The following is a 14,012-nucleotide window of genomic DNA, read 5'->3' on the forward strand; positions in this document are numbered from 1 at the left end:
CGATCTCGGGCCTCAACACCTCAAGATCCGCACAGGGAGCGGCGTGCACTGCGTCAGGCTCTCCGAAGCGACCCACAGATGGAGCAGAAGAGCCCGTTTTGACATGTCCCGGTCTCCCTCTGCCCTAGCTAGGGTTCCGGCAACCCCCCACTCGAAGGAGACCCCAATGCTCCGACGCCACGCGGCCGTTGCCACCTGCGCCCTGGCCATCGCCACGCTGGTCGCCACCGTCGCACCGGCCGGCGCCAGCACGGACGAGGCCGCGATCGCCCGAGCCATGACGAACCGTCAAGAGACCACGGCCCCGGTACCCGCGGCTCTGCTCCAGGCCCTCCAGCGCGACCTCGGCCTCACCCCGCAGGCCGCCGGAACCCGCCTGGCCGGCGAAGCCCGGGCCGCCGCCACGCAGGAGGCGCTCCAGCAGGCGCTGGGAGAGCGCTGGGCCGGCGCCTGGCTCAACGGCGCGGACACCACCCTGACGGTCGCCACCACCGACCCGGCCGCCGCCCGCTCCATAACCGCCCACGGCGGCCGCGCCAGGGTCGTCCACAACACTCTCGCCGCACTCGACCGCGCCAGGGCCACGCTCGACGCGACGGCCCGCACGGCCACTCCGGAGAGCACCCCGCTGTGGTACGTCGACCCGACCGCCAACACCGTGGTCGTCCAGTCCACCGACGCCGACCGCACCGAGGAGTTCCTCGCCCGGTCCGGCGTGGACCACACCCTCGTCCGGGTCGACCGCGCCGCCGACGCCCCCCGGCCGCTGGCCGACCTGCGCGGTGGGGACGCCTACTTCATCAACAGCACGGCCCGCTGCTCGATCGGCTTCCCCGTCACCCAGAACGGCCAGCCCGGCTTCGTCAGCGCCGGCCACTGCGGCCAGGCGGGTTCGAGCGCCGCCGCCCCCGACGGCAGCTCGATCGGCACCTTCCAGGGCTCGACCTTCCCCGGAAACGACTACTCGTGGATCCAGGCCGATTCCAGCTGGACCGCCCAGCCCCAGGTCAACAACTACGCCGGCGGCACCGTGACGGTCTCCGGCTCCGACGTCGCCCCCATCGGCTCGTCGGTCTGCCGCTCGGGCTCCACCACGGGCTGGCACTGCGGCACCGTCCAGCAGTACAACGCCACCGTCAACTACTCCGAGGGCTCCGTGTCCGGCCTCACCCGCACCAGCGTGTGCGCCGAGCCCGGTGACTCCGGCGGCTCGTTCATCTCGGGCAGCCAGGCGCAGGGCGTCACCTCCGGCGGCTCCGGCAACTGCACCTCCGGCGGAACCACCTACTTCCAGCCCGTCAACCCCATCCTCCAGACCTACGGCCTGACCCTGGCCACCGGCTGAGCCCGGACCGGCAGGTGCCCGCTTCCCGACCGCCGACGGGAGGCGGGCACCTTGCCGTGCCGACCGCCGACGAAGGCCGCTCGCACCGCCGCACCGAAGAGGGCACTCCCCCGCAACACACTCAACATTCAGCCATAGTTCGCCAGATGTTCATCCTGAGCATTCTCGGAGCACCTCCCTCCCAGCAGTTCACGCCCAGGCCAACGGGCTGACGCGGCATCGCGACCCAACGGTGATCTCACGCCCCTTGACGGCACCGTTGTTAGCGTTAACACTTCATGTCACGCCAGGCCAGAGCTACCGCAACCCCGACGTTCCACAGCGCGAGGGACCGCTCCGGCCGGCCCCCGCTCGACCGCTCCCAGTCGCCCAACCAGGGTCGCTCTGCGCCGGTCGCGGAACATCATCACTGGAGGAACTGTGCGGAAGCTTTCAGCGGGCCTCGTCGCGGTGGGCCTGACGCTCTCCCTGGCAGCCTGCGGCCAGAGCGCCAACGGAGTCGGCGACGGGGCGGCCAAGGGCGACGCCAAGGGCGGGCTGGTCGGCATCGCGATGCCGACCAAGTCGTCGGAGCGCTGGATCAACGACGGCAACAACATGGTCAAGGACTTCCAGGCCAAGGGCTACAAGACCGACCTGCAGTACGGCGACAACGTGGTGGAGAACCAGGTCTCCCAGGTGGAGAACATGATCACCAAGGGTGCCAAGCTGCTGGTGATCGCCGCCATCGACGGCTCCTCCCTCACCAACGTGCTGCAGAAGGCCGCCGACGCGCACATTCCGGTCATCTCCTACGACCGGCTGATCCGGGGCACCCAGAACGTCGACTACTACGCGACCTTCGACAACTACAAGGTCGGCGTCCTCCAGGGCGGCTACATCGTCGACAAGCTCGGCCTCAAGGACGGCAGGGGCCCGTTCAACATCGAGCTGTTCGGCGGCTCGCCGGACGACAACAACGCCACCTTCTTCTTCAACGGCGCGATGAGCGTCCTCAAGCCGTACATCGACAGCAAGAAGCTGGTCGTGCAGAGCGGCCAGACCGACTTCAACCAGGTCGCCACGCTGCGCTGGGACGGCGGTGTCGCCCAGTCCCGGATGGACAACCTGCTGAGCAAGGCCTACACCACCGCCCACGTCGATGCCGTGCTGTCGCCGTACGACGGCATCTCGATCGGCATCCTCTCCTCGCTCAAGGGCGTCGGCTACGGCACCGCGAAGTCGCTGCCGATCGTCACGGGCCAGGACGCCGAACTGGCCTCGGTCAAGTCGATCATCGCGGGCGAGCAGACCGAGACCGTCTACAAGGACACCCGCCAACTGTCGAAGGCCGCCGTCCAGATGGGCGACGCGCTGCTGACCGGCGGGAAGCCCGAGGTCAACGACACCACCCAGTACAACAACGGCGTGAAGACCGTCCCGGCGCAGCTGCTCCAGCCGGTCAGTGTCGACAAGGACAACTACCAGAAGGTCCTGGTCGACAGCGGGCAGTACACCGCGGACCAGCTCAAGTAGCCCGCGGGGCCCGGCCGACCGGGCCCCGCGCCGAACCGGCGGTGCGGAGCCCGGGCTCCCCCCGGGAGCCCGGTGGCTCCCCCACCGCACCGCCCCGAACGATACGGACGCACAACCATGGCTGGACCCGTTCTCGAAATGCGGTCGATCAGCAAGTCGTTCCCCGGCGTCAAGGCGCTCTCCGAGGTCAACCTGACCGTCGCCGCCGGCGAGGTGCACGCCGTCTGCGGTGAGAACGGCGCCGGCAAGTCCACCCTGATGAAGGTGCTCAGCGGCGTCTACCCGCACGGCGGTTACGAGGGCGAGATCCTCTTCGAGGGCGAGCCCTGCCGGTTCAAGGACATCCGGGCCAGCGAGCAGCGCGGCATCGCCATCATCCACCAGGAACTGGCGCTGGTGCCGTACCTGTCCATCGCCGAGAACCTCTTCCTGGGCAACGAGCACGCCACCCGCGGCATCATCAGCTGGCACCGGACGCTCACCCACGCCGCCGAACTGCTCCGGCAGGTCGGCCTGGACGAGAGCCCGCAGACCAGGATCGCCGACCTCGGCGTGGGCAAGCAGCAACTGGTCGAGATCGCCAAGGCGCTGGCCAAGAAGGTCAAGCTGCTCATCCTGGACGAGCCGACCGCCGCCCTGAACGACGAGGACAGCCGCAAGCTCCTCGACCTGATCCTGGAGCTCAAGGCGCAGGGCATCTCCTGCATCATCATCTCGCACAAGCTGAACGAGATCGCCCGGGTCGCCGACGCCGTCACCATCCTGCGCGACGGGCGGACCATCGAGACCATCGCGATCGGCTCCGAGGGCATCTCCGAGGACCGGATCATCCGCGGCATGGTCGGCCGCGACCTGGAGCACCGCTACCCCGAACGCACCCCTGAGATCGGCGAGATCGCCTTCGAGGTCGAGGACTGGACCGTCCGGCACCCGATCGACCAGCAGCGCACGGTGGTGGCGGGCGCCTCGCTGAACGTGCGGCGCGGCGAGATCGTCGGCATCGCCGGACTGATGGGCGCCGGGCGCACGGAACTCGCGATGAGCGTCTTCGGTCGCTCGTACGGGCGCTGGGCCGGCGGGCGGGTGCTGCTGCACGGCCGGGAGGTCCGCACCCGGACGGTGCCGGAGGCGATCGGCCATGGCATCGCGTACGTCACCGAGGACCGCAAGCAGCTCGGCCTCAACCTCATCGACGACATCAGCCGGAACATCTCGCTGAGCGCGCTCGGCAAGGTCGCCCGGTACGGCCGGGTCGACCGGCACGAGGAGAGCAAGGTCGCCGAATCGTTCCGGCGACAGATGAACATCAAGGCCCCGACGGTGTTCACCCGGACCGGCACGCTCAGCGGCGGCAACCAGCAGAAGGTTGTCCTCAGCAAGTGGATCTTCGCCGAGCCCGAGGTGCTGATCCTCGACGAGCCCACCCGGGGCATCGACATCGGCGCCAAGGCGGAGATCTACACCGTGATCGCCGAGCTCGCCGCCCAGGGCAAGGCGGTGCTCGTCATCTCGTCCGAACTCCCCGAACTCCTGGGCCTGTGCGACCGGATCTACACCATGGCCGAAGGCCGGATCACCGGCGAGGTCGCCCGTGCCGACGCCACCCAGGAATCCCTCATGCGGCTCATGACCATGAGCACCGCATCCAGCAACGAGCAGGTGTAGGCATGGCCCAGACCGAGATCATTCCGGACTCCACCCAGAACGACCCGGAGGCCGGCCCCGGCTCCTCCGTCGGTTCCGTCCTGGCCCGGACGCTGCGCGGCAACGTGCGCCAGTACGGCATGCTGGTCGCGCTGGCCCTGATCGTGGTGCTGTTCCAGATCTGGACGGACGGCATCCTCCTCCAGCCGCTCAACATCACCAACCTGATCCAGCAGAACGGCTACATCCTCATCCTGGCGATCGGCATGATGATCGTCATCATCGCCGGGCACATCGACCTCTCGGTCGGCTCGCTGGCCGCCTTCGTCGGGGCGGCCGCCGCGGTCATGATGGTCCAGCACCACGTGTCGTGGCCGGTGGCGATGCTCGCCGCGCTGGTGATCGGGGCCCTCGCCGGCGCCTGGCAGGGCTTCTGGATCGCCTACCTCGGGATCCCGTCGTTCATCGTCACCCTGGCGGGCATGCTGCTGTTCCGCGGCGGCACCCAGATCCTGCTGCAGGGCCAGTCGGTGGCGCCGTTCCCCAAGGGTTTCCAGAGCATCAGCAGCGGCTTCCTCCCCGAGGTCGGCCCGCACACCAACTACCACAACCTCACCCTGCTGCTCGGTCTCGCCGTGCTGGCCGTCGCCATCCTCCAGGAACTGCGCGGCCGGCGGCAAACCGCCTCGTACGGGCTGGAGGTGCTCCCGCTCGGGCTGTTCCTGGCCAAGCTCGCCGTGATCACGGCGGCCGTGCTCGTGTTCACGCTGCTGCTGGCCAGCTACCACGGCGTGCCGATCGTCCTGCTGATCCTCGGTGCCCTGCTGGTCGGATTCGGCTACCTGATGCGCAACTCGATCATCGGCCGGCACACCTACGCCATCGGCGGCAACGAGGCGGCGGCCAAGCTCTCCGGAGTGAAGAGCAAGCGGGTCGTCTTCCTGGCCTTCACCAACATGGGTGTCCTCGCGGCGCTGGCCGGGCTGGTCTTCGCCGCGCGGCTCAACGCCGGCACCCCGCAGGCCGGCATCAACTTCGAGCTGGAGGCGATCGCCGCCGCCTTCATCGGCGGTGCCTCCGCCAGCGGCGGCGTGGGCACCGTCCTCGGCGCGATCATCGGCGGCCTGGTGCTCGGCGTGCTGAACAACGGCATGTCGCTGGTCGGCATCGGCACCGACTACCAGCAGGTGATCAAGGGCCTGGTGCTGCTCGCGGCCGTGGGCTTCGACGTCTACAACAAGCGCCGGGCCGGTTCCTGACCCTGTCGGCGGGACGGGACGGGCGCGGTGCCTCGGCACCGCGCCCGTCCCGCTGTGTTTCCGCCCGGGCGCGGACCGGTTCCGGGCGCGTCGTCACGAGGAGCGGCTCGCCCCGGCACTGCGGATGCTGCGGGGAGAGGCCCCGAGTTCGCGACGGCAGGCCTTGTTGAACGCCTGCAGATCGGGGATGCCGACGGTGGCGGCGATGGCGGGGATGGACAGTGTGGTGGCCTGGAGGAAGTGGCGGGCCCGCTCCATCCGCCGGGCCCGGAGGTAACCGACGACCGTCTCGCCGACGGTGGTGCGGAACAACCGGGTGAGGTGGTTGTGCGAGACGCCCGCGGCCTTGGCGATCTCCGGCACCGTCAGGGGCTCCGCCAGGCGGGTCTCGATCAGGGCGGCCGCGGCCATCACCGCAGGATGACGCGCCCGAGGGTTTCGCGCGCTCGGCGGAGCCAGGTGGGCGATTCGCCAGAGGGCGGCCCACACTTCGGCCGTGGCCCGCGCCGGAGCGTCCGGCCAGGCGGCCAGAGCCTGCCGGAAATGCTGGTCCAGCAGCGGCAGTTCGGCGCCGGCGTCCTGGAGCACCGGGATGCTGCGAGCCGCTCCGGTCGTCCCCAGGCGCAGGTGGACGTAGATGTGCTCGGAGCGGCCCCGGTACCGGTAGCGGACCGGTGTACCGGGCGGCACGAGGCCGATCCGGCCGGGGCGGATCGTGTGATCCGTGCCGGCCACCTCCAAGTCCGCCTCGTAGCGGTAGAGATGCAGCTGCCACTGGTCCGGCACCAGGAAATCGTCCACCTGGCCCGCCGACCCGTGCACGCCGAGGCCGACGGTGGCGAGGACGGGCGGCTCCTCCAGCCGGGTCAGGATCGTGTCCATGGGGATACCTTCTACCACCGCGTGCGCGGGCTCGAACCCCGAACGAAGGATCGCGCCCGGTCCCGGGTGATGGTGGAAATGGACCAGCAGAGGGTGAGCCGGGCCCACCTGGCGCGCGGTGGCCGCGCCTAGCGTGGCGGTCGTGGAGCACCGAAAGCCCTGCTGTGGCGGGTGCTGACGGGCGACGACCAACCCAGATCCGATCGACTGTGCAGAGGAGCGGCATGCCTCCGCGTTATTTCGAGGACTTCTCACCCGGACACGGCACGGCGCCGCCGCGCGCCGCCCTTGCCACCGATGCCCCCCGCCTCGATCTGAACGGCGCCTGGGCGTTCAGGTTCTCCCCCGTGGGCCTGGACGCCCCGGACGGCTTCGAGCAGCCGGGGTTCGACGATGCCGGCTGGGACCGCCTCGCGGTGCCCTCCCACTGGCAGTTGCACGGCTACGGCAAGCCGGCCTACCTCAACATTCCCTACCCCATTCCGCTGGACCCTCCGTTCGTCCCGGACGAGAACCAGACGGGAGACTACCGCCGGGCCTTCGAGCTGCCACAGGCCTGGGACGGCACCCCGGCCGTGCTGCGGTTCGACGGTGTCGATTCCTGTGCACGGGTGTGGCTCAACGGCGTCGAGCTGGGCGTGAGCCGGGGCAGCCGCCTCGCGGCCGAATTCGACGCCTCGCACGCGCTGCGGCCGGGCCGGAACGTGCTCGCGGTCAGGGTCCACCAGTACTCGTCCGGCACCTACCTGGAGGACCAGGACACCTGGCGGATGTCGGGCATCTTCCGTGACGTGACCCTGCTCGCGCGGCCCGTGGGCGGCATCCGCGACGTTTTCGTGCACGCCGACTACGACGCCCTGACCGGCGGCGGGCGGCTGCGCGTCGAGGTGGACGCCGACGCCCCCGCCACGTTGAGCATCCCGGAGCTCGGCGTGGCCGGTGTTCCGGCCGACGAGCCCCTGGTCATCGACCGGGTGCGGGCGTGGAGCGCCGAGGAACCGTTCCTCTACGACGCCGTGCTGGCCTCAGCCGCCGAATGGGTCCGGCTGCGCATCGGATTCCGCACCGTCGCCATCGACGAGTCGGGGGTGCTCACCGTCAACGGACGGCGGGTGGTGCTACGGGGCGTCAATCGCCACGAGTTCGCCCCGGACTCCGGTCGCACGCTCAGCGTCGGGACGATGCGCCACGACGTGGAACTGATGAAGCGGCACAACATCAATGCGGTCCGCACCTCGCACTACCCGCCGCACCCGGCCTTCCTCGACATCTGCGACGAGCTGGGCATGTGGGTCATGGTCGAGTGCGACCTGGAGACCCACGGCTTCGAGACGACCCAGCCGGAGCCCTGGCAGGACAACCCCTCCGACGACCCGCGCTGGCACGACGCCTGTCTGGACCGGGCCCGGCGCACGGTAGAACGCGACAAGAACCACGCCAGCGTCATCTCCTGGTCGCTCGGCAACGAGGCCGGGGACGGCCGCAACCTGGAGGCCATGGCCGACTGGATCCGGGACCGGGACCCGGCGCGGCCCATCCACTACGAGGGCGACCGGCTGGCCCGGTACGTCGATCTGTACGGCGAGATGTACCGGACGCCGGCCGTCGTCAGCCGGATCGGCCGGGGCGAACTCCTGCCCGGCGAGAAGTTCTGGCCCCCCACCGACGGCGAGGGCGACCCCGCGGACGACCGGCGCAACCACATGCCGTTCATCTACACCGAGTTCGCCCACGCCATGGGCAACGGCCCCGGCGGCCTGCACGAGTACCTGCGGCTGTGCGAGGAGCACCCGCGGGTCCAGGGCGGGTTCGTCTGGGAGTGGATCGATCAGGGACTGCGAGCCACCGACGAGCAGGGACGCGAGTTCTTCGCCTACGGGGGCGACTTCGGTGAGGACCTGCACGATGCCAACTTCGTCTGCGACGGTCTCGTCTTCCCCGATCGGACGCCGTCGCCGGGCCTGGTGGAGTACCAGAAGGTCAACGAGCCCGTACTGATCGAGCAAGCGGGACCGGGCGTCCTCTCGCTGCGCAACCGCTACGACGTCCGCGATCTGTCGCACCTGTGCTTCACCTGGTCGCTGAGCCGAGAGGGCGAGCCAGTGGCCGGCGGGCCGCTGGAGGTCCCGCCGCTGGCCGCGGGCGAGCGCGCCGAACTTCCGCTGCCGGCTGAGGCCCTGGCGCACGCGGCCAAGGGCGGCGAATGCCACTTCACCGTCCACGCGAAGCTGGCCGAGGCCACCGCCTGGGCCCCCGAAGGCCACGTGGTGGCCTGGGGACAGTTCGCCCCGGTAGCCGACTCCCCGACCGAACGGGCGGTCCCCGGCGGCGCCCTGACCACCGGCGCACTGACCATCGGGTCGCTGACCACCGGCGCGGTGGACGGCGGACACCTGGTGCTCGGCCCCGCGCGTTTCGACCGGTCCACCGGAACCCTCGTCGGCCTCGGCGCACACCGGGTGGACGGTCCGCGGCTGGCACTGTGGCGGGCGCCCACCGACAACGACCGCGGCTGGGCACCGGCCGACTCCCGCTACTGGGAAGCCTGCGGCCTGCACCGGCTCCGGCACCGCACCGTCGCGGTGGAGCCGGACGCCCGGGGACTCACCGTCCTCGTCCGCAGCTCCGCAGCGACCAGCACGTGTGGCTACCTGACGACCTACCGGTGGGAGTCGGACGGCCAACGGCTGCGGGTACGCGTGCACGCCGAGCCCTTCGGCTTCTGGCCCGACCGGCCGGACGCCTTCGCCGAGCCGATGGTCGACCCCCGGCTCCCGGCCGAGGAGTACGGCGAACTGGTCCGGCGTGACAGGGCCGCGTCGCTGGCCCGTCTCGGCCTCGAATGGCGGCTGCCCGAAGACTGGTCCCAGGTCCAGTGGTTCGGCGCCGGGCCGGGAGAGGCCTACCCGGACTCACGTCGAGCAGCCCTGGTCGGCCGCTTCCGGGCCGACGTCGACGACCTGCAGACTCCCTACGTGCGCCCGCAGGAGAACGGCAACCGGATGGACGTGCGCTGGGCGGAACTCACCGGCCCCGACGGCACGGGCATCCGGATCGAGGGCGCCCCCGTCTTCAACCTCGCGGCACGCCGGTGGAGCGACCGACATCTCGCTGCGGCCCGTCACCGAACCGACCTGGTCGCCGACTCCGTGATCCACCTGCACACCGACCACGCCGTCCAGGGCCTCGGAACGGCAGCGTGCGGCCCTGGTGTCCTTCCCCAGTACCGCCTCGAAGTTCAGCCCGCGGACTTCGCCTTCGTACTCGACGTCCTCTCCGGCTGACGACCGGTCCAGCGGCCGGGCGCCCGGGCGCGGGCCGTCCGGGCTTCCGGCTCGCGCCCCCGCCGAAATGTTTTCCGGCGGGCGGCAACCTTCCTGGCAACGGCGGCAACTGATGGGCGACACCGAGGGCGGAACACCCCACGGTTTCCCGATCCCACTGCCGACCGCCGCCGCGAACCGCCCGACCGGGCGGGTGCGCAGCGGCGGGGCCGAAGCAAGGAGTAGCCCCCCCATGAACGAGACGGATCCCACGGCGAACGACCGCGGCCGGCGCTCCCGGGCGGCCGGTGGCGCGCGGCGTCCCCGTGGGCGCCACCGTCGGCGCTGGACCACGCTGGCCCTGGCCCTGGGCGTGCCCGGCGTGCTCGGCCCGTACCTGCTGTTCGTGCAGGCCGACTCCAACGCGGCGTCGGTGGACCCCGACGCGTACTACACCCTGGTGTCCGTCCGCAGCGACAAGGCGCTGGACGTGCCCGGAGCGGACGCGGCCGACGGCGCCTGGGCCCGGCAGATGAACCGCGCGGCCGGGTCCGTGAGCCAGCAGTGGCGGCTGCGGCTGGCGGGGGACGGCTACTACGAGCTGGAGAACCGCAGCAGCCACAAGGTCCTCGGGGTGCGCGGTGACTCCACGCAGTCCGTCGCCGCCGTCGAGCAGCAGAGCGACCACGCCTCCGCCGCACAGCAGTGGCGGATGGCGGACGCGGGGGACGGCGCGGTGAAGTTCGTCTCCCGCCTCAGCGGCCTGGTGCTGGACGTCTGGGGCGGCGGCAAGGAGGAGGGCATACCGCTCATCCAGTACGCGGACAGGGGCAGCACCAACCAGCAGTGGCGCCTGGTGAAGGTGTCCGGCACGGGCGGGTACAGCTGGCACAACGCGCAGATCGTCGGCGGCGGGTTCGTCACCGGTTTCGTCTTCAACCCCACCCGCAAGGACCTGCTGTACGCCCGGACCGATGTCGGCGGCGCGTACCGCTGGGACGCGACCGCCGGCCAGTGGATCTCGCTGACCGACTGGATCGGTGGCAACGACTGGAACCTGCTCGGGATCGAGAGCCTGGCGACCGACCCGGTCGACCCGAACCGGGTGTACCTGGCGAGCGGCACCTACACCAACGACTGGGCGGGCAACGGCGCGATCCTGCGCTCCACCGACCAGGGCAAGACCTTCCAGCGCACCGACCTGCCGTTCAAGCTGGGCGGCAACGAGGACGGGCGGTCGATGGGCGAGCGGCTGGTGGTGGACCCCTCCGACCACAGCAGGCTCTACCTCGGCACCCGCAAGAACGGCCTCTGGCGCAGCACCGACTACGGCGCGACCTGGAGCCAGGTCGGCGGTTTCCCCGTCAAGGACGGTGCGAGCAGCGGCGTCGGCCTGTCCTTCGTGACCTTCGGCCCGTCGGGCAGCAAGACGATCTACGTGGGCGTGGCGGACAAGACCACCTCCCTGTACCGCTCCACCGACGGCGGAAACACCTGGCAGGCCGTCCCCGGCCAGCCGACAGGGCAGCTGCCGCACCACGGCGTGCTGTCCGGCGACGGCTCGCTCTACCTGACGTACAGCAACGGGCCGGGCCCGCAGCCGGTGACGGCCGGTTCGGTGTGGAAGTACACGCCGGCCACCGGGGCCTGGAAGAACATCACGCCGTCCAGCGGCAATTACGGCTTCGCCGGCCTCGCGGTCGACGCCCAGCACCCGGGCACGGTGATGGTCACCACCCTGGACCGCTGGTGGCCCGGGGACGAGGTCTACCGGTCGACCGACGGCGGCGCCACCTGGAAGGCACTGGGCGCGACCGGCGTGCGCGACGACTCCGCGGCGCCCTACGTGGGCACCAACGTCGGGCACTGGATGGGTGCGCTGGCCATCGACCCCTTCGACTCCGGGCACGTGCTGTACGGCACCGGATCGGGCCTGTGGGGCAGCACCGACGTGACCGCGGCCGACCGCGGGGGTGCCACCCACTGGACCATCCCGGCCAAGGGCCTGGAGGAGACCGCGACCAACGGACTGATCAAGCCGCCCGGCCTCCCGCTGATCAGCGCGCTCGGCGACGTCAGCGGGTTCCGGCACGACGACCTGACCAAGGTCCCGGCCCATGCGCTGATCGGGCCGAGGTTCACCACCACCACGGGCATCGACTTCGCCCAGGCCAAGCCGGAGTTCTCCGTGCGGGTCGGTTCCGGCGGCGAGCAGCACGGCGCCTACTCGACCGACGGCGGAGCGAACTGGACGCCGTTCGCGGCGGCGCCGACGGGCGACGCCGTCAGCGGCACCGTGGCCGTCTCGGCGGACAGCGCCACCGTGGTGTGGACCCCGCAGGGCCAGCTTCCGTACCTCTCCACCAACCACGGCGCGGCCTGGACGGCGGTCTCCGGCCTGCCCAAGGACGCGGTCGTGGTGGCCGACCGCTCCGTGGCGAGCACCTTCTACGCCCTCAGCGGCGGCACCCTGTACGCCAGCACCGACGGCGGGAGGCACTTCACCGCCCGCGCCACCGGCCTGGGCGACGCGCATCTCAAGGCCGTCCCCGGTGTCGCCGGCGACCTGTGGATCGCCAACCGGTACACCGGACTCCAGCACTCGACCAACGGCGGGGCGAGCTTCACCAAGGTCGCCGGCGTGGCGGAGGCTAGCGCCATCGGCTTCGGCAAGGCGGCCCCCGGCGCGGACTACCAGGCCCTCTACCTCAGCGGGACGGTCAAGGGCGTGACCGGGCTGTTCCGCTCCACCGACGGCGGCTCGACCTGGGTCCGGATCAACGACGACCAGCACCAGTACGGCGGGACTGCCATCAGCATCATCACCGGCGACCCCGACGTGTACGGCCGCGTCTACTTCGGCAGCTACGGCCGCGGCGTGGTGTACGGCGATCAGTCCTGACGTCGTGGGTGGCCTGCGGGTGGACGGCGGCGCCGTGCCGTCCACCCGCGGGCCGGCTGTGAATGGTCCCGGGCCGGTCGCGGGCCGGTCGCGGAAAAAAATCACCGCCCGGGCGGCAACCTTTCCGCCTCCGGCGGCCACTGAGTGGTGCAACGTCGACTCGATCTACCGAATTGGATGGGCATGAGGGCAACGAAGCACGCCGCCCCGGGAGCACGGCGCAGGCGAGGGCTGGCCATGGGCATACCGTTGGCGGCGGTGGCCGTCGGGGTGCTGGTGTGCCTTGCCGTCGCGTTCCTCGGGAGGAGCGGGGCCGACGCTGGCACTGATGCGGGGCAACCCGCCGCCGCGGCCGTCGAGGCCACCGCACCGAGCACGGCGCCCGGCAGCGCCGGCCCGGCCGATCCCACGTCCCTGGCGGCGCGGCCGTCGCCCACCAGCCCGCCGACGCCGTCCGCCGACACTCCGTCGCCCTCGGCCCCCGCCACCCCGAAGCCGTCCCCCACCGCGACGCCGTCGTCCGCGGCGACCAGCAGCGCGCGTACGGCCGCCGTCGCGGCGTCGTCGGCCGGGCGGATCAGGCCCGGAACGAGCTACCAGGGCGTGGCGACCTCCTACGACGCGGCCGACGGCAACGGCGCCTGTTCGTTCGGCCCGTCCGGCGATCTCATGATCGCGGCGATGAACCACACCGACTACGAGACGTCCAGGGCGTGCGGGGCGTACGTGCAGGTCCACGCCGCCAACGGGGCGAGCATCACCGTGCGGATCGTCAACGAGTGCCCGCTGCCCTGCGCGCCCGGGCAGCTCGACCTCAGCCACGAGGCCTTCGCCAAGCTCGCCGACCTCTCGGTGGGCCGCCTCCCGATCACCTGGACGCTGCTGAGCCCCGGCACGCCGGACGCCATGTCCATCCGGTACAAGACCGGGTCCAGCCAGTGGTGGTGCGGGATCCAGGTGATCGGGCACCGGAACCCGGTGGCAGCGCTTGAGGTCCGGACCGGCGGTGGCTGGCGGCAGCTGACCCGCACCGACTACAACTACTTCCTCTCTCCCGACGGCGGCGGGTGCGGCGGGACGATCAGGGTCACCGACATCTACGGCGAACAACTGACCGTCGACGGCATCGCGTTGCAACCGGACGTCGTCCAGCCGACCCGCGTCCAGTTCGCCCGGCGTTGACCGCGCCGCTCGCTGGTCCG

At 71.0% G+C, this 14,012-nt stretch carries 8 protein-coding genes; 7 read left to right on the plus strand and 1 reads right to left on the minus strand.

Annotated features, from left to right (window positions below):
* Positions 1-166 precede the first annotated feature (166 nt).
* The 4 genes from ACIG5E_RS34700 to mmsB all read left to right on the plus strand — a co-directional run bounded on the left by ACIG5E_RS34700 (position 167) and on the right by mmsB (position 5,763).
* On the plus strand, positions 167-1,345 hold the full coding sequence (locus ACIG5E_RS34700) for a S1 family peptidase (protein ID WP_396540429.1): 1,179 nt from the start codon (positions 167-169) through the stop codon (positions 1,343-1,345).
* A gap of 420 nt (positions 1,346-1,765) precedes the next feature.
* On the plus strand, positions 1,766-2,860 hold the full coding sequence (gene chvE / locus ACIG5E_RS34705) for a multiple monosaccharide ABC transporter substrate-binding protein (protein WP_396540431.1): 1,095 nt from the start codon (positions 1,766-1,768) through the stop codon (positions 2,858-2,860).
* Positions 2,861-2,977: 117 nt separating this feature from the next.
* On the plus strand, positions 2,978-4,525 hold the full coding sequence (mmsA, locus tag ACIG5E_RS34710; protein WP_396540433.1) for a multiple monosaccharide ABC transporter ATP-binding protein: 1,548 nt from the start codon (positions 2,978-2,980) through the stop codon (positions 4,523-4,525).
* Positions 4,526-4,527: 2 nt separating this feature from the next.
* Complete coding sequence (gene mmsB / locus ACIG5E_RS34715; protein WP_396540435.1) at positions 4,528-5,763, plus strand: multiple monosaccharide ABC transporter permease; 1,236 nt, start codon at positions 4,528-4,530, stop codon at positions 5,761-5,763.
* A gap of 93 nt (positions 5,764-5,856) precedes the next feature.
* Here mmsB and ACIG5E_RS34720 read toward each other — a convergent pair whose 3' ends face one another.
* The gene (locus ACIG5E_RS34720; RefSeq protein ID WP_396540437.1) at positions 5,857-6,645 is read right to left on the minus strand and encodes a helix-turn-helix domain-containing protein; all 789 of its coding nucleotides are present in this window, start codon (positions 6,643-6,645) and stop codon (positions 5,857-5,859) included.
* Positions 6,646-6,869: 224 nt separating this feature from the next.
* On the opposite strand from ACIG5E_RS34720, the gene ACIG5E_RS34725 reads away from it, so the two are divergent.
* From ACIG5E_RS34725 to ACIG5E_RS34735, 3 genes are all read left to right on the plus strand, one after another.
* Positions 6,870-9,929: a glycoside hydrolase family 2 TIM barrel-domain containing protein gene (locus tag ACIG5E_RS34725; RefSeq protein WP_396540439.1), complete on the plus strand. Its 3,060-nt coding sequence runs from the start codon at positions 6,870-6,872 to the stop codon at positions 9,927-9,929.
* A 232-nt stretch (positions 9,930-10,161) separates the two neighbouring features.
* Positions 10,162-12,810: an RICIN domain-containing protein gene (locus ACIG5E_RS34730; protein ID WP_396540442.1), complete on the plus strand. Its 2,649-nt coding sequence runs from the start codon at positions 10,162-10,164 to the stop codon at positions 12,808-12,810.
* Positions 12,811-12,993: 183 nt separating this feature from the next.
* Entirely contained in the window at positions 12,994-13,992 is a 999-nt protein-coding gene (locus tag ACIG5E_RS34735; RefSeq protein WP_396540445.1) for an expansin EXLX1 family cellulose-binding protein, read from the plus strand.
* Positions 13,993-14,012 lie beyond the last annotated feature (20 nt).

The organism is Kitasatospora sp. NPDC053057, assembly GCF_044546945.1.
Classification (GTDB): Bacteria; Actinomycetota; Actinomycetes; order Streptomycetales; family Streptomycetaceae; genus Kitasatospora.